The following is a 15,899-nucleotide window of genomic DNA, read 5'->3' on the forward strand; positions in this document are numbered from 1 at the left end:
CGACAGCCGTTCCGCCGAAACACATCTGCCCCCGACGCGTTCAAGGTGGATGGAAACATCCGTGACCCTCGCCCAAGTTGCTGCCGTCGAACGAGCGGGAGGATGCCTCTGCGGCAAGGTCCGTTATCGCGTCATCGGCGATCCGCGCGTTCACTATTGCCATTGCGACATGTGCCGCCGAGCCACCGGCAGCGCCTTTGCGGTGCTCGCCTGGGTGCCTTGCGCAAACCTCTCCTGGCTTGATGAAGAGCCTGCCAGCCGCCGGTCCTCGCCTATCGCCAGGCGAGGTTTCTGTCGCGACTGCGGTTCTCCGCTGACCCTTTCCTACGATGCCGCCCAGGACGAGATCGCGCTGCATGTCGGAAGTTTCGACGATCCGGCGGAGCTTCCGCCTCGATACAACTACGGATCATCGCAGCGCCTCGGATGGATCTGCTGCGGCCTCGACTTGCCCCATCACGATACGGAAGAGCGATGGTAGCGGCTTCGAGCAAAGGGTTTCCGCTGCCTCCCGGCACACCGCCGATGGAAGCGCACACCGCCGACGCGCTGCCGGAAGAGAAAGACGCCTGGCAGTACGAGCCAAAATGGGATGGATTTCGATGCCTTGCCTTCAAAGGCAGCGAGGTAGTCGACCTGCGGGCGAAATCCGGCAAGCCTCTCGGCCGCTATTTTCCGGAACTGACCGCAATGTTGCGCGGCCTGAGTGCAAAGGATTTCGTTGTCGACGGGGAGATCGTGATCGAAATCGGCGGCAACGCCTCCTTCGACGCGCTGCAGATGCGGCTGCACCCGGCAGAGAGCCGTATCCGCAAGCTGAGCATGGAGACGCCGGCCCGGCTGATCCTGTTCGACATGCTGGTCGCGCCGGGCGGCAAGATTATGCTCGAAAGGCCCTTGGCCGATCGGCGCGACGCTTTGGAGGCCTTTCTGTCCAAGGCACCGAATGCCGCCCTCCGTCTGTCGCCATTCACCACCAATATCGCCACGGCCAGGCAATGGCTGCAAGGCGCCGGCCATGGCTCGACCGATGGTGTCGTCGCCAAGAGGCTCGACGAACCATATCGGCCAGGCGAGCGTGCCATGATCAAAGTCAAACGGCTGCGCACGGCCGACTGCGTGGTCGGCGGCTTCCGCTATCTGAACGGCAGACGGCAGGTCGGGTCGCTGCTGCTCGGCCTCTATAACGACCAAGGGCAGCTCGATCATGTGGGCTTCACATCGACCATTGCCAATGACGACCGCGCTGAGCTGACGAGCAAGCTCGAGGCGTTGCGCGGTGGGCCCGGCTTCACCGGCAAGGCGCCCGGCGGGCCGAGTCGCTGGAGCACCGAACGCAGCGGTGAATGGGAGCCGGTAAAGCCGGAATTGGTGGTCGAGGTTCGTTTCGACCACGTCACCGGCGACCGCTTCCGACATGGCACCAGGCTCTTGCGCTGGCGGCCTGACAAAGCGCCGCGCCAGTGCACATTCGAGCAGATCGAATAGAGCGGCTGATCGATTTCGAACTGGACCAGCGCCGTCGTAGCTGCCGTTGACCCTTTCAGCGGCCCGCGCCTGTCGATGCAAATCACGGAATGGCCATCGCGGGTCAGCGCCTCGGCCATCGTCGCGCCGCTGATCCCCATGCCGACGATCAGGACATCCGTCTTTGCATCTCGGGTCAGGCGACCCGCCGGCACTGCGGCTGAGCGATAGGCGCACCAGACGGGTGTGCCGCCTGTGAGATCGAGCTTGCGGGGCATGAAAGTTCCCGGTTCCGCACGATAAGTCGGAAAAGCACCCTGCCGTTCCGGGGCTCCAACCATTCCGCAGCGGACAGGAAGCGGAACAACTCTTCCTGCGGGAGGTTCTTCAGTCGCAACTCAGCATTGGAGAACGTCATGGACCCGCGCGACAAACAGCGGCCTGCAAGGACCGAAGAAACCGAAGCGCCGACCATCGAGCAACAGGACTGGGATGCTCTGGAGGGTGGTAGAATCCTGCCTGACAGCGTTGCCGTGAACGGTGACCCTCAGGATGATGCTGAAGCGGAAGGTAACCTTCCCGAAGAGGATGACGACAACCCCTTCCAGGGCAGCGACGAAGCGCTGCCTGACGACGAGGAGGAACGCGTCCTGTCCAAGGATCCTTCCAAAGAAGGCAGCCGGTTCGACGAAGTCTAAGGGCGATGGTTCAGATTTCGAGCAGTGCGTAAGGCCGGCCCGTCGGCTTCGTGATGTGCATGGCGACGTTATAGACTTTGGCGCCGCCGGGGGTCTGGCCTTCAAAAGTGCCACGGTGAGCATGTCCATGCACGACAGCGCTCACCTTGAAGCGGTCGATCGTTTCCGCCAGCCGGGAAGAGCCGAGGAACGGAAAGATTTCCGGCGGCTCGCCGGCGACGGTCTCCACGATTGGTGCATAGTGAAGGACCACCAGCGTGCGCTTGGCGCGGACTTGCCGCATGGCATTCTCCAGCCGCATCGCTTCATTGACGCTCTCGGCCACCATGGTCTTGATTGCCGGCTCGCCGAAGGAGCCAAGCATCCTTGGCCCGAAGCCGCCGATAAAACCCTTAACGCCGACAAAGCCGACATCCATCAGTTCCGTCGCCTGACCATCGAGGAGGTAGACACCGGCCTGACGGAGCGTCGCCGCGATCTGGTCAACGCAGCCTGACTCGTAGTCGTGATTGCCGAGCACGGCCACGACGGGGATCGAGCAGGCGCGCAGATCTTCGGCGAGAAGCTCAGCCTCCTTGGGCTTGCCCAGATTGGTGAGATCGCCGGTAAGCACAAGGATGTCGGCCTCGCGCGAAACCTCGCCGAACAGATCGCGGTAGGACGTCTGCGAATCTTCCTGAACATGCAGATCGCCCATGGCGGCGACTCTGAGCTTGCCGTTACCGTTCGCTCTGCGGCCTGCATTGCTCCGTTCAGCCATCGCGGAATTCTCCAACGCCACCGACGCCCGCAAAGCCCCATTCCTTGACGTCGATCTCGTAGTCGACCTGCGACAGCAGCCGGCCGCGGCAGATCTTCATCTTCGGCGACGGCAGCCGCCGCTGTGTGGCCAGCCGCTTGAGCAGATCGTCGAGCAGCCAGTCGGGGATAAGGTCGCGCTCGCTCGGATAGATCCAGCGGAAGTTGAGCAGCTGCATCAAAAGCACCTCCCAGTGGATGTCGAGGTAGGAAAGCAGCCTGTGCCAGTCGATCTGGTCATGTGCCTTGAGGATGGTGTGGGCGATGTCGGCGCCATCGTGACGACCCCTGTCCTGGATGAAGCATTTCGACCAGATGAGCTCCGTCGGTCCGATGATCCGGACACGGCTGCCGAGCAGCTCGACCTGGCGGGCATGCTCCAGCCATTGGTCCTCGACCTGCATGGTGCCGTTGGCTGATGCAAAGATCACATCGAAGAAATACGGGCCTTCGAAGACCTTCCCCAACCAGCGATCATCCTCGATTTCGACGGCGTAGCCGATATCCTTGAAATGGGTGAGGATGCGCGGGCAATCGCCGGCCTTGCAGAAGATATCGAGGTCCTTGGTCTGGCGTACGACGCCGGTATAGGCGCTTACCGCATAGGTCCCGGCGACCAGGAAGGGAATGTCGGTGGCGGCGAGTTCGCGGATCGCGTTCGTGTAGAAGGCCTCCGCCTCGGCGCTCTTCAGCGTCGGCTCCGCCTTTGCGTCGATCACCGGCAGCGTCGCCAGCACTCCCGGCAACTCGTCATTGGTCATCAACCGTTGCTCCGGCCTTTGATCTTCATTCACCTGTTCCGGTAAACAGCGGTAGTACGGCGTTGTTCCGCGCTCCACGCAAGACTTCCGTGACGAGCCTCGCCAGGACAGACGCGCTTAGTCCCCTTCCTCTCGATAGAGGCGTTCGACCGCTCGATCGCTCTCGCGCCGCTCCGCCGGTCCTCGGCGGCGACGGGTAACGAGCACGTAGACGATCGCAAGCAGGAGAATGAGGGGACCGCCCGCGACGACGACGAGCCACAAATCGGTGCCGGACATTGGTCTTTCCTTCCCGCTCGAAGGTACCGCCCCGGCAACGAGGATGTTGCCCGGTTCCGTGGGCTAACCAGTGAAGGGTTCAAATGTTCCGGCCGGCACGCCAGACAATCCGCGGGCCGCTGTCGATGGCTTGAGTGCACTTGATCCGGTTTGGCAGATCATTCTCTCGAAAACCCCGCCGCCTCGCTCGCTGGCACTGGAACATAGCGGCGCCGGAAGGGTTGGAAATCAAAGCGATAGCCAACCGAGCTCGATCATGAACCCCTCTACCACCGACCACATCGAAATTCGCGAATACAACCACCCGACCGGCGGGTGGGGGTCGCTCAAATCGCTGATCCGCAATGCTCGTGCAGAAGGTCTGCTGACGTCCGGCATCTGGAGCACGTTGCTCAAGCAGAACAAGGCGGACGGCTATATGTGCGTCTCCTGCTCTTGGGCGAAGCCCGCCGAGCCCCGGCCATTCGAGTTCTGCGAGAACGGCGCCAAGGCTACGATGTGGGACCAGACGAAGCGGCGCTGCGGCCCGGAGTTCTTCGCCGCGCATTCCGTCAATGAGCTGCTCGACTGGCCCGATCACGATCTGGAAAAGCAGGGTCGGTTGCTTGATCCTATGCGCTATAACGAGGTCACCGACAAATATGAGCCGGTCTCGTGGGAGACCGCCTTCCGGGATATCGGCGAAGAGCTGAGGAAGCTCGATCCGAAATCGGTCGTGTTCTACACCTCGGGCCGCGCTTCGCTCGAGGCATCGTTCATGTATCAGCTTTTCGCGCGTATCTACGGCTCGAGCAATCTGCCGGACTCTTCGAATATGTGCCACGAGTCGACCTCGGTCGGTCTGCCGGAGTCGATCGGCTCGCCGGTCGGCACCGTGCAACTGGAGGACTTCAGCCATTGCGACCTGATGTTCTTCTTCGGCCACAATACCGGCGTGACCGCGCCGCGATTGCTTCACCCGATCGAGGAGGCGCGCCAGCGCGGCATACCCGTCATTACCTTCAATCCGCTGCCGGAGCGCGGCCTGAAGCGTTTCAAGAACCCGCAGAACCCGGTTGAAATGCTTTCGCCAGGCGCCGGCACCAAAATGTCCAGCGACTTCTTCCAGATCCGCGGCGGCGGCGACATTGCTGCCATGACCGGCATTGCGAAAGCCGTTCTCGCGCTCGACGACGCGGCGAGGCAGACTGGCGCGCCGCGCGTCCTCGACATGGCCTTCATCGAAGAACACACGGATGGCTTCGACGCGTTTGAGGCCTATCTACGCCGCACTCCTTGGGAAAAAATCGAGATGCGTTCGGGCATCGCGCGCGCCGATCTCGAGCATGTGGCGGATATCTACAGCAAGGCTTCGGCGGTTATCGGCAATTACGGCATGGGCCTGACGCAGCACCGGCATGGGACCGAGAACGTCCACATGCTTTGCAACCTGCTGCTGATGCGCGGCAATATCGGCAAACCGGGGGCCGGCGTATCCCCGCTTCGCGGCCACTCCAATGTTCAAGGCCAAAGAACCGTCGGCATCTCCGAAAAGCCCGAGCTGGTGCCGCTCGACAAGTTTGCCGAATTTTATCACTTCGAACCGCCACGTGAGAAAGGGCGCGATACCGTCGAGACATGCGAAGGGGTGATCGACGGCTCGGTGAGGGCGTTCATTGGATTGGGCGGCAATTTCGTACGGGCCGTTCCGGAAACCGGGCTTGTCGAAGACGCCTGGCGGCACCTGAGATTGCATGTCCAGATCGCCACGAAGCTCAACCGCAGTCACCTGATACCGGGAGCCGTCACTTATTTGCTGCCTTGCCTTTCGCGCATCGAGACGGACCTGCAGGATACCGGCGAGCAGCATGTGTCCATGGAGGATTCCACGGCCTGCATCCATGGCTCCTTCGGCTATCGCCCCCCGGCCGGACCCAACCTGCTCTCCGAACCGAAGATCATCGCCGAGCTTGCCAAGGCTACGGTGCCTGGAAAGAGCTCGATCCCATGGGATGAGTGGGTTGCCGACTATTCCCGCGTGAGGGACGAAATCGAACGTTGCTTCCCCGCCCATTTCAAGGACTTCAACAGACGCTTCCTGGCGCCGGGCGGGTTTCATCGCGACATCAAGGCTTCGAAGCGTGTGTGGCAGACCCCCAACAAGAAGGCCAACTTCAAGCCGCCGACGATGCTGGAAACGGATCCGGACGTCGACGTCTCGAAATCGGACGTGCTGACGCTGATCACGGTTCGCTCCAATGATCAGTTCAACACCACCGTCTACGGCTATCGCGATCGCCTTCGCGGCATCTACGGAACGCGGATGGTGTTGCTCATGAACGACCACGACATTGAACGGCTGGGACTCCACGACGGACAAGAGGTCGATCTGGAATCCGCGGCAGGCGACGGTGTCGAGCGCCGAGTGCACGGATTGCGCGTCACTCCCTATTCAATTCCACGCGGCGATTGCGCCGGCTATTATCCCGAGCTCAATCCGCTCATTCCGCTATGGCACCGGGCCGAAAAGGCACATGTGCCGGCGGCAAAGTCGGTGCCGGTCCGCGTCATGATGACCCCGTCGGCGCCATCCCGCTAGAGCATGATCCCGAAAAAGTGAAACCGATTTTCGGAGAAAGATCATGCTCCAACAAAGGGTGGAACCGCCATGGCGATTCAACGAAACGCCATGGCGCTCTAGCGCCGACTTTGCGATTGACCAGGCAACGGGGTTTGACCAGGTAACGGGGTATTGGCGCAGGAGTCCACAGCGGACGCTGAAGACGTCTCCCCCAGGTCTTCAAGCAACGACGTTCGCGCACGGTTCAACCGGCTCTTGATGGTTCCGATTGCGCAGCCGCAGATGCTCGCCGTCTCCTCATAACTTACGCCGAGGATGGCGATCAGCACCAAGACCTCCCGCTGCCGGGGAGGCAGTTTGCCGATAGCGGCGTGAACCTCCTGGCTGCGAAGATGCCACTCCTGGTCACCATACGTGATCGAACGGGCCGATGCGCAATCATTGGCTCCTGGAGCCTCGCGCGTATAGATTTTGTGCTTCGTGTAGAAGGTATTGCGCATGATCGTGAACAGCCACGACTTGATCCGGGTGCCAGGTTCGAATTGATCGATATGCGCTATCCCCTTGAGCAAGGTCTCTTGCACGAGATCGTCGGCGTCGGTCTTGTCCCTGCAGAAGGTACGCGCGAAAGCTCTCAAAGCCGGGATCAGATCGACGATCGCCGCCTCGTTTTGGAGGGCCGACGAGCCGGAATTCATCATCCGCAAAAATGCCTCCGCAGGGAACCGTTTGGATTGGATAGCCAGGGGGCTAATGCGCTGTGAGCACGGAGGTTCCTGTTGCCTCAGCAATTGTGCTCATTCCGGTCATAATTTCGCGTGTCGCCTTTGCTCCGGGCAGCCGCTCGGCACGAGTGGGATGTGGCGACCGGAGGCGTGAGCGCGCGCGCCATCCCGATCATGACCGCGAATGGCCGCCCGGCTGCTACACGATTCCCGGCGTGCCCGGCGCGCAGGGCCAGGTCGGGCCGCGCCTCGACGGCAGCCTCGCCGGGCGCGTCTATATCGGCAGCGTGCTGGCGAACAATCCGGAGAACCTGATCCGCGGAATCCGCTCAGCAAGGGAAGTCAACCCGCACTCGGCCATGCCGTCGACGAGGATCACCGAGCAGCAGGCGCGCGATATCGCGGCCCACCTTTACAGGTTGAGCTAATCAGCAGGACCGGGAGCCGCCTCGCGGATCATAGCGGTTCCAGGATGGCGCAACGAAACAGGCAGACGAGGCAGACCGCCCGCCGAAACCAATTCCAGGAAAACTGTGAGCCGTTTTCGTCCCAACGGCATGAGGATAGCGGTTCGCCGCATTGGTCGAACGGTGAACCGCTCTCATCGGTCGCCGGTCAGCGCTTGGCGCTGTCGCTGTCGACGTCCGCCCGCGCCAGGAACCGTTCCGTGACCTGCGGCAGATTATTCTTCAGCCACTCGGCCATAGCTTCCTCTTCCCGCAAATTCTGTTCGCACACGCGGGCAATCTCGGCCTCGCCGGCGGCATTGGCTGCGGCGATGAGGATCGTATAGGACGCGATTTCCATATGCTCGAACGTGTAGCTCGCCAGAGAGCCTTTCATGACCTCATCGCCGGCAAACACGCCGCTGACCGACTGGGCCGTGGCGGTCAGCTTGCCGCCTGCGTCCTTCAGCATGGACGTCCCTTCGTCAAGCCCATCCAGGCAGGTCTTCAGCCGCCTGGCCTGCTCCCTCGTTTCTTCCAGATGGCTGCGAATTCGCTCGCTGAGCTCGGGGTAGCTGTCTATCCGGCTCAATTGGCCCGACAGCATGGTCTCGGCCTGTTCCTCCATTGCGTGAGCGTCCCTTAACCATTGGACAAGCCATTCGCGTGATTCAGCCATTTGGTGTCTCCATCCGTCTAACGCCGCCCGAACCGCCGGTGGCGTGGATTGTTCCTTGAACGCGAGGTCCGGTTACGATTTCCGGGACGAGGACGGATCGGAATCGGAGAGCTTCTCGCGCACCGATTCATCTGTCTTGTCGGCCGTGGCCCTGACGACACGGCTGACCTTGTCGGCCAGCGTCCCTTCGCTTGATGCTTGCCGCTCGGCTTCGTCGCTTGCCGTCCGGTAGGCTTCGGCCGCGACCTGCTTTGCAGCGTCGAGCCCTTCTTTCAAAGTGTCTTCGGCGCTCTCCCGAAGCCTTTCGCGATAGGCGCCCAATCGCTCATCCTCGATCTCGGTGTGGGGCAGCATGGCCCCGATCGCAGCTCCGATGGCGAGGCCGACGGCCGCCGCAGCGAGAGGCTGTTCCTGAAGCAGATTATGCGCGGAGCGGCCGGCACTCGTTGCCATATCGGCCGTAGCTGCCGCCGAACCCGCGAGTGTGTCCGCAGCGCTGCTTGCCATGTTCGACACTGCGCCGGCTGCGTCGCTTGCCATTCCGGAGACAGTTCCGGCCGCTCCGCTGGCCGCTTCGGCAACAGAGCCCGCCGCGTCCGAGGCTCTCGAAGCCATTCCAGCGCCGAATGCTCCATAATCGAGGCGAGGATCACGCCGCGTCACACCATCGGTACCGGCCGGGGTGGTGGAAGCGCCGCTGCCCAACATCAGCCAGGCCAGTCCCGCGCCGATCACCGTCAGCGGTAACGGATTGTCCCTCACCTGGACCTTCAAATTGTGGAGCATGTCAGAGCCCACGCCTCCCCGGAAAAGCCCAGTGAATTCGTCGAAGAGCTGTCCGGGGGTCATCTTGTCGCGAATGGAGTCGGCGGTCGCCACCACCCTGGCGCGCGTGGCTTCCGCCTCACGTTCGAGCTCGGCTGCGGATTTCTCGGTCATCTCGCTTGTTCCTTGATCACGTTCACGTCACGCTTGAGCTGTTCCTGTGTGCGATCCGGCGCGAGTTCGGAGGGCGCCATGCTTGCCATGCCAGTCCGCAACAGGATCACGCCCAGCACGGCAACCACCACGCCGACGAGCAAAGCGGACCACCCGGCGCCCAGACCAAGGCGGGCCAGGGCGATGACGAGCGCCTGCAACAAAATCAGTAGCGCGGCGAGCAGGCATATCGCGCCGCCCAGCACCTCCACGGCGCCCGTGCCAGCCTTGGTGAGGTTTTCCGATATCTCCGCTCTCAGGAGCCTGGCCTCCGTTTGCACGAGCGTGCTCACCTGTTGCGCCAGATCGGCGACCAATGTGCCGAGACTTGGATTGTCCTGAGTGCTCATTTCTTCAGCTCCGCTGCCTTCCCGGGTATACCGCCGTCCGAACCCCAGTTTGCTGGAGCGTTATCCCGGCGCGCGGTCGTTCCCGCGCCGGTTTGCCCTGAATGTTCAGGCTTGGCGGCGCCCTGCGTCGGACGGTGTGTGCCGGGCGGCGAAGCCTTTATGAATCGGCCAAGTGCCAGTCCCGCCAGAACCGAACCCGCAAGAAGCATTCCAGGATTCTGGCGGCCAAAGGCCTGAACGTCCTCGAGCACCTGCCCGAACGGCTTCTCTTTCAATGAAGAGGACAGCCGCTCCAAACCGCTCGCGGCATCCTGCATGAATTTCGAGGCCGCGCTCTGGTCGCTGTTGGCCAAGTGGTCGCTCGCGGCGCGCAAGGCGCCGCCGAAGGCGGACAGGCTCGATCCGATATCGCGCTGCGTCGCCTCGGCCCTTTCGGCGACGGCCTGCTGAGCTTCGGCGGCATAGGCCCCCGCCCTGCGGGCGACGTCGTCGCGGGCATCGTGGAGCGCTTCGCTGGCGCTTTGGGTTTCTTGCTGGATTCGCTCGGAAACTTCGTCCTTCGCCTCGGCGAAGTCGGCGGGCTCGCGGCCCCGATCATTCTCGCGCTGCATGGTGCCTCCTAGTGAAAGCCGAGGAAGGAAAGCACGGCGAGCACGACGACGATCAGACCGATGAGATAAATGACACTGTTCATGGCACAGCCTCCTCGATGACAGTCCAACTTCGCGTCGGCTGCTATGTTCCGCTGCGCGAGAAGCTTTTTTAGCCAGTCCTCATTTGCCCACGGGGCTGCGCCTTCAAAGTTGCAAGCTCCTCGTCTGGGCAAAGTAGCCTCGGGCGTTCCGGGTCCGAAATATCGAGCTTGTCCCAGGGAATGCGATAGAGCCCCTCGCGACGCCGCAACCCGAAGAAGTCGAGCAAGGCGGTACCGATGGTCGAAGCGGACAGGCGCTCGAACGCGGCAAAGATGCCGACATGAAATTCGGTGACGACGAGGTCGCTGCCGTCCTGCTCGGCGATGATCTCCTCGATATAGCCGATGCTCCTGCCGTGCTCGGAAAACACGCGCCTGCCGGCAAGGTGATCGAGGTGCACAGTCGCCATATTCAGGCTCCCGGGATCCGGCCAACCACATGGTCGCGCAGCCAATCCTGCCAGGCGAAGATCTTGGTGCGGCGCACGTCGATGTCGAATTCGATGTCCACGCCGATGTCGCGCACCTTGTTCCACGCGATCCGGTGCGGCCGCGCCTGGCGCTTGCCGCTAAGCTTTGCCGCGAGCTGCGCGGTCCATCGCCCGGGCCGCGCTCCAAGCCGGCGCGAAAGCGCAATCGAGCCAAGTTCGACGGCAACGACCCTGGGCGGCTTGCCACGCCTCAGTTCGGCAACAAGGCCATCGACCTTGCCGATCTTGACCTGCTCGCGATCGACAACCTGCTTATCCAATATATCGCGCAGCAGCTGCATCACGTGCCCCCGAATATCTGCAGCGGAATGGTCACCACCGCCAGCACGAAGCCGAGCGCGATGACGAAGATCACGGCCGCGTTCGAAATGACGCCGTTGCGATGCTTGCCGACATAGCGCTCGTCGTTGAGCAGGAAAAGGAACGGCACGACCGTCAGCGGCAGGCTGGCCGCTGTGAGCGCCATCGAGAAGATGGTGAGCTTCAACGGATCCAGACCGAGCGCTATCGGAACGGCGGCGAGGAAGAGCGTCAGCGTGTAGACGAGGCTGAAGCCGGGATCGTCGCGCGGCCTCAGATCCTCACCCCATGTCCAGCCAAACCCCTGCGCGACGAGATAGGCCTGCTGCAACGCCACTTCGAGCGCGGCGCCGAAGCAGGCGATGGCCAGCGAGGCAACGAAAAGGACGAAACCCCAGAAGCCGAATATCGGGATCAGCATCAATGGTAACTGGTTGTAGTCGTCCACTTCGGTAACGCCATGAGCGCCAAGCACGAGCGCGGCCACGATCAGAACGCCCACCGAGATCGTTCCGCCAAAACTCATGCCGAGCCCGGCTATCGCCCGATTGGCGCCGAGATAGCTCTTGTCCCACTGATCTTCGATCGCGCCTGAGGAATAGAACATGAAAAGGTAAGGCGATATCGAGGCGCCGAGAATGCTGACGGCCATGAACCAGTATTTTGCCGTATCGTGGTGCGGCAGGCTCGGCACGGCGCCGGCCGCCACCTCTTTCCATTCGGGACGGAGCATCACGGCCGCGACGACGAAGCAGAGCGTGACCAGGCCCAGCATCGACACGCCTTTCTCGATCAGGCCGAACGTGCCTTTCCACAACAGCAGCCACGCCAGGAAGGCGACCGGCAGCGCCCACCACCGGAAGCTGATTCCCGTAGCAAGTTCGGCGGCAACGGCGACACCGCCGATCTCGGCGGAAAGCACCAGGAAGTTCACCAGCAAGGTTGCTAGCAGCGGCCAGATGAAAGCATTGAAGCCGAACCGTTCGCGAATGCCGTCGGCGATGGTGTGATGGCTCACCGCAGCGAAGCGACCGGCCATTTCGACCAGGAAGATGATGCAGATGGTGCCGAGCACGACTGCCCAGATGAGCTGGAAGCCGAACAGCGCGCCGGCCTGCGCCGCCGTCGCCATCGACCCGACCTCCAGGAAGCCGCCGACGCTGGTGACGACACCAAGCGATATCTCCAGCAGCTTCTTCATCTGTCGGGCGAGAAATATTGTCGGTAGGCGGTGGCGAGATCGCCTTGGGCGGCGCGCAGCTCCTGGAGGGCCTGGCCGGCCTGCGCGTGCTGTTCGGCCTCGACTGCGTCCTTGGCCCGCTTTGCCGCGTTCGACAGCCGGCTGGCAGCCACTGCCAACGCATCCCGCTTTGCCGGGTTCGATACAGACGCCGATTCCAATTGCCGGCCCGCGTCGGCGAGTGTCTCGGCGAAGGATTGCAAGGCGGAGGATGCGTAGCGGGACGGCGCGGCGCCGGAGAGCCAGGCATCACTCACCAGCGCTGCCGCCTGCGCCGTCGAGGCTGCAAGCTTCGATTGCTGGTCAACGGTTTCAGATGAGGAGCAGGAGGCAAGCGCCAGCATCAGCAGGGGCAGGAAGGCCCGGCTCGGCCGGGCAACGGTACGCAACATCTTCCCCTCGTCGCAATTGCTTGAAATCACGATAATAAATCCGAAGCCGCGGGAAAGTTCCTTCGTCATCGGGATTTGCGGGGGCGAACGCCACGACCGGCCTAGCTTCGCAAGTATTTCAACGGTATCAGGACGCTCATGAACCGCGACTTAGCCAAAACGTTGCCTGAGCGTGCCAGCAGCTGGGCGATCGCGCTCACCGAGCAGAAGAGCGTCACCGGCACGCAGGACGAAGCTGTATTCGGTCCGTGGCTGGCGGCGCAGTTGCGGGAGAATCCCGCCTTCAGCCATGCGGATATCTGGACGATCGAGGTCGGGCCTGGAGATGGCCGGCATTGCGTGGCGATGCTGCTTCGCGGGACGGGCCGCTCGACCGTGCTTCTGACCGGTCATTACGATACGGTGGCAACGCGGGACTATGGCGAGCTGGAAGAGCTGGCCACGCGGCCTGAGGCTTTGACGCGCGCCTTGCGCGATTCCCTGGCGGACGCCGATACGCCTGCCGCCCGGTTGGCCCTTGCCGACCTGGAGAGCGGCCAATTCCTGGCCGGACGCGGCTTGCTGGACATGAAGGCTGGTCTCGCCGTCGGACTGGCGGTATGCGCGGATTTCGCCGAAAGCGCCAATGTCGCGGGCAATCTGCTGTTCATCGCGGTGCCGGATGAAGAGAACAATTCGGCCGGCGCCCGCAAGGCCGCCCCAGCGCTGCCCGGCATCTGTGAGCAGCACGGCCTCGATCTTGTCGCGGCGGTCAATCTCGACGCCATCGCCGATGACGGCGACGGATCGAAAGGACGGATAATCGCGCTCGGGACAGTCGGCAAGCTGCTTCCGACCGCCTATGTGGTTGGCGTCCCGACACATAGCGGCTTTCCGCTGAACGGCATCAATGCGGCCGCGCTCGCCGGTTCTATAGCCGCGCGCGTCGAATGGGCAACCGAGCTGACCGACCATTGCTGTTCCTCGCCAGGCACCCCGCCCAGCCTGCTCGGTATTCGTGACGGGAAGACTGGATATGACGTCACGACGCCGGCAACCGCCTTCGCCACGTTCAACGTACTCAGCTATCGCCGCACGCCGGATGAAGTGCTTGACCGCTTCGACCGGCTTTGCGCGGAAGCAGCATCGAACCTTCTGGGCGAACTCAAATGCCGAAGCCAGGCTCCGGACGGCATCGCAAATCTTGCAAGACCTGTCCCGCTCTACCGGTTCGAAGCGCTGGTCGAGCGTCTCGGCCCGCAGGAGAAGCACAGGCTCGATGCATACTCCGCCTCGATCGCTGGCGATCTTCCACTGCCGGAGAAATGCCGGCTGATCACCGAGGAAGCTTGGGATTTGAGCCGCCTCGCCGGCCCAGCGATCGTCACCGGTTTCGGCTCGATACCCTATCTTCCGACGAACCTTTCAAACGCGCCGGCGGCCATGCGGTTGAAAGCAATTGCCATGCAAATCGCGCGCGGTTCGGCCGAACGCTATGGCAGCACCATCGCCTGCGCCGATTATTTCGCCGGAATTTCGGACATGAGCTTTTTCGGCGAGGCAGCCGAGCCCTCGCTCGATATCGTTGCCCGCAACACGCCTGCCTGGAAAGACAGCGTGCGCTGGCCGATGCGACAGGCTCTCGCCAACGTGCCGACGATCAACATCGGCCCGTGGGGACGCGATTACCATACGCCGCTTGAAAGACTGCACATGGGCTATGCATTCGACGTCCTGCCTCAAGCCATCCGGGACTTGTGTGCCACCCTGCTGCAGCCATCCGGTTCCTGACCGGATGGCTCGCCGCATGGCGGACGCGGACGTGTCTTACGAACCGGAGACTTAACGAGTGCTCCCGGGCCGGCAGCGCTTGCGAGAGCGGCAACCTTGTCGATCATCGCCAAGACCGCCTGCGGCTTGCTTTGATGCACCATATGTCCGGCATCCAGGACGATATCCAGCAGCGAGTGGCTTATCTCCGCGTGCAGCCGCAGCGCCTCGGCCTTGGCATCGAACAGCTGATCGCCGGCGCCGGCAATTATCCCGACAGGGATGGCGATATCGGCATACCGACGATTTGGGAACAGTGCCGACGCCAGCATCAGGAAGGATTCCGTGGAGATGGACCGCAGTTGCGAGGGGCGGCTCGCCAGCTCCCTTGTCATTGCCGCGAAAGGAGTTGCGATCATTGCCGGATGGAAAATCTTCTTCATAGCCCAGCGCCAGTTCAGCCTGACCAGCGAAGGCAGCACGGTGTGGCGCAACACCGTCCCGATCAACGGAACCGCCGGCAACGCGGAGATGGCGAGGGCCAGCCTTGGCGGCGGGTAATGATAGCCGGCGACAACGACAATCCCGGCGACGGATCGGGGATGCCGACGCGCCATCTCGAGCGCCACGGCGGCCCCCCAGGAATGGCCGACAACCATGTAGCGCTCGATGCCGAGTTTCGCGGCCGCGGCCTGGATGAGATCGGCCTGGGCGCCGGCGGTCCAAGGTCTGCCTGCCCGGCGTGAGCTCAGGCCGAAGCCGGGCCTGTCGAAGGCAAGCACGCGATATTTGGCAGCGGCTTTGTGGAAGATGCCGCTTGTCGTGAAGTCTTCCGCCGAAGCGCCGTTGCCGTGCAAGAGCAGCAGCGGTTGCCCACTGCCCGCCTCCAGGAAATGCAGCTTCGTTCCGCGAAGGTGGATGAAGCGCCCGAGCGGTCGTGAAGCCAATGCCCGTTGCGCGAGGAGATTGTTGTAGAGCGCCAGTCCGACCGTTGCGGCCGCAAGCAACAGAAGCAGGTTTCGCCTGGGCTTTGCTGTCATGACTGGAAATTGCGGAAGCAGGCGATGCGGCGCTGCTTGCTCTCAGGCCGACCCCTTCTGAGGCAGCTCCGTCTCTTCCTCGACCTGGTCCCGCAGCGCCTGTCGCCCGGACTTTCGATCCTCGGCCTCGGGCGAGCGCTTTTGCCGCTCCAACTCGTGATCCACCGTCCTGCGCGATCCTTCCGCGGGATCTTGCTCCGGCGATGTCTCTGTTTGCCGCTTCGCCTGACCGCTGCTTGATCCCGGCGCGGC

General features: G+C 62.7%; 19 protein-coding genes and 1 pseudogene. 6 read left to right on the forward strand and 14 right to left on the reverse strand.

Annotated features, from left to right (window positions below; translation table 11 throughout):
* Positions 1 to 61 precede the first annotated feature (61 nt).
* On the forward strand, positions 62 to 481 hold the full coding sequence (locus ACVMIM_RS27280; RefSeq protein WP_476115680.1) for a GFA family protein: 420 nt from the start codon (positions 62 to 64) through the stop codon (positions 479 to 481).
* The gene (locus tag ACVMIM_RS27285; protein WP_476115682.1) at positions 475 to 1,488 is read left to right on the forward strand and encodes an ATP-dependent DNA ligase; all 1,014 of its coding nucleotides are present in this window, start codon (positions 475 to 477) and stop codon (positions 1,486 to 1,488) included. Before ACVMIM_RS27280 ends, ACVMIM_RS27285 begins: the two co-directional genes overlap by 7 nt.
* Here the strand turns inward: ACVMIM_RS27285 and ACVMIM_RS27290 are convergent.
* Positions 1,488 to 1,745: pseudogene (locus tag ACVMIM_RS27290) on the reverse strand (FAD-dependent oxidoreductase); the annotation flags it as partial. The gene ACVMIM_RS27285 and the pseudogene ACVMIM_RS27290 sit on opposite strands and share 1 nt — an antisense overlap.
* 138 nt (positions 1,746 to 1,883) lie before the next feature.
* Here ACVMIM_RS27290 and ACVMIM_RS27295 point away from each other — a divergent pair.
* Positions 1,884 to 2,165 carry a hypothetical protein gene (locus ACVMIM_RS27295; protein WP_040996169.1) on the forward strand — a complete coding sequence of 94 codons (282 nt, stop codon included), beginning with the start codon at positions 1,884 to 1,886 and terminating at the stop codon, positions 2,163 to 2,165.
* Between the two features lie 10 nt (positions 2,166 to 2,175).
* On the opposite strand, the gene ACVMIM_RS27300 is transcribed toward ACVMIM_RS27295, so the two are convergent.
* From ACVMIM_RS27300 to ACVMIM_RS27310, 3 genes are all read right to left on the reverse strand, one after another.
* Positions 2,176 to 2,925, reverse strand: coding sequence for a metallophosphoesterase family protein (locus ACVMIM_RS27300; protein ID WP_476115683.1), 750 nt, complete (start codon positions 2,923 to 2,925; stop codon positions 2,176 to 2,178).
* On the reverse strand, positions 2,918 to 3,724 hold the full coding sequence (locus ACVMIM_RS27305) for a nucleotidyltransferase family protein (protein WP_476115685.1): 807 nt from the start codon (positions 3,722 to 3,724) through the stop codon (positions 2,918 to 2,920). The genes ACVMIM_RS27300 and ACVMIM_RS27305 overlap by 8 nt, the downstream gene beginning before the upstream one ends.
* A 117-nt stretch (positions 3,725 to 3,841) precedes the next feature.
* Complete coding sequence (locus ACVMIM_RS27310) at positions 3,842 to 4,003, reverse strand: hypothetical protein (protein ID WP_278048350.1); 162 nt, start codon at positions 4,001 to 4,003, stop codon at positions 3,842 to 3,844.
* Positions 4,004 to 4,259: 256 nt separating this feature from the next.
* Between ACVMIM_RS27310 and ACVMIM_RS27315 the strand changes: the two genes are divergently transcribed.
* A complete protein-coding gene (locus ACVMIM_RS27315) occupies positions 4,260 to 6,581 on the forward strand; it encodes an FdhF/YdeP family oxidoreductase (RefSeq protein WP_476115687.1) in 2,322 nt (773 codons plus the stop codon).
* 98 nt (positions 6,582 to 6,679) lie between these two features.
* Here ACVMIM_RS27315 and ACVMIM_RS27320 read toward each other — a convergent pair whose 3' ends face one another.
* Positions 6,680 to 7,261, reverse strand: coding sequence for a sigma-70 family RNA polymerase sigma factor (locus ACVMIM_RS27320; protein WP_476117383.1), 582 nt, complete (start codon positions 7,259 to 7,261; stop codon positions 6,680 to 6,682).
* Between the two features lie 62 nt (positions 7,262 to 7,323).
* Here ACVMIM_RS27320 and ACVMIM_RS27325 point away from each other — a divergent pair, with 62 nt between their 5' ends.
* Entirely contained in the window at positions 7,324 to 7,716 is a 393-nt protein-coding gene (locus ACVMIM_RS27325) for a c-type cytochrome (protein WP_476115688.1), read from the forward strand.
* A 187-nt stretch (positions 7,717 to 7,903) separates the two neighbouring features.
* Here ACVMIM_RS27325 and ACVMIM_RS27330 read toward each other — a convergent pair whose 3' ends face one another.
* The 8 genes from ACVMIM_RS27330 to ACVMIM_RS27365 all read right to left on the reverse strand — a co-directional run bounded on the left by ACVMIM_RS27330 (position 7,904) and on the right by ACVMIM_RS27365 (position 12,927).
* On the reverse strand, positions 7,904 to 8,413 hold the full coding sequence (locus ACVMIM_RS27330; protein ID WP_476115690.1) for a ferritin-like domain-containing protein: 510 nt from the start codon (positions 8,411 to 8,413) through the stop codon (positions 7,904 to 7,906).
* Positions 8,414 to 8,485: 72 nt separating this feature from the next.
* On the reverse strand, positions 8,486 to 9,352 hold the full coding sequence (locus ACVMIM_RS27335; protein ID WP_476115691.1) for a hypothetical protein: 867 nt from the start codon (positions 9,350 to 9,352) through the stop codon (positions 8,486 to 8,488).
* A complete protein-coding gene (locus tag ACVMIM_RS27340) occupies positions 9,349 to 9,741 on the reverse strand; it encodes a phage holin family protein (RefSeq protein ID WP_278048353.1) in 393 nt (130 codons plus the stop codon). Before ACVMIM_RS27340 ends, ACVMIM_RS27335 begins: the two co-directional genes overlap by 4 nt.
* Positions 9,738 to 10,352 carry a hypothetical protein gene (locus tag ACVMIM_RS27345; protein WP_476115693.1) on the reverse strand — a complete coding sequence of 205 codons (615 nt, stop codon included), beginning with the start codon at positions 10,350 to 10,352 and terminating at the stop codon, positions 9,738 to 9,740. Before ACVMIM_RS27345 ends, ACVMIM_RS27340 begins: the two co-directional genes overlap by 4 nt.
* A 151-nt stretch (positions 10,353 to 10,503) precedes the next feature.
* The gene (locus ACVMIM_RS27350) at positions 10,504 to 10,845 is read right to left on the reverse strand and encodes a hypothetical protein (RefSeq protein ID WP_278048355.1); all 342 of its coding nucleotides are present in this window, start codon (positions 10,843 to 10,845) and stop codon (positions 10,504 to 10,506) included.
* Positions 10,846 to 10,847: 2 nt separating this feature from the next.
* Positions 10,848 to 11,207: a hypothetical protein gene (locus ACVMIM_RS27355; RefSeq protein WP_278048356.1), complete on the reverse strand. Its 360-nt coding sequence runs from the start codon at positions 11,205 to 11,207 to the stop codon at positions 10,848 to 10,850.
* Entirely contained in the window at positions 11,207 to 12,427 is a 1,221-nt protein-coding gene (locus ACVMIM_RS27360; RefSeq protein ID WP_476115695.1) for an NRAMP family divalent metal transporter, read from the reverse strand. The genes ACVMIM_RS27355 and ACVMIM_RS27360 overlap by 1 nt, the downstream gene beginning before the upstream one ends.
* A complete protein-coding gene (locus tag ACVMIM_RS27365) occupies positions 12,424 to 12,927 on the reverse strand; it encodes a hypothetical protein (protein ID WP_476115696.1) in 504 nt (167 codons plus the stop codon). Before ACVMIM_RS27365 ends, ACVMIM_RS27360 begins: the two co-directional genes overlap by 4 nt.
* 69 nt (positions 12,928 to 12,996) lie before the next feature.
* On the opposite strand from ACVMIM_RS27365, the gene ACVMIM_RS27370 reads away from it, so the two are divergent.
* Entirely contained in the window at positions 12,997 to 14,628 is a 1,632-nt protein-coding gene (locus ACVMIM_RS27370) for a M20/M25/M40 family metallo-hydrolase (RefSeq protein ID WP_476115698.1), read from the forward strand.
* Here the strand turns inward: ACVMIM_RS27370 and ACVMIM_RS27375 are convergent.
* A complete protein-coding gene (locus ACVMIM_RS27375) occupies positions 14,577 to 15,647 on the reverse strand; it encodes an alpha/beta fold hydrolase (protein WP_476115700.1) in 1,071 nt (356 codons plus the stop codon). The two genes, ACVMIM_RS27370 and ACVMIM_RS27375, sit on opposite strands and share 52 nt — an antisense overlap.
* Between the last annotated feature and the right edge of the window lie 252 nt (positions 15,648 to 15,899).

Source organism: Mesorhizobium sp. USDA 4413 (assembly GCF_056280365.1).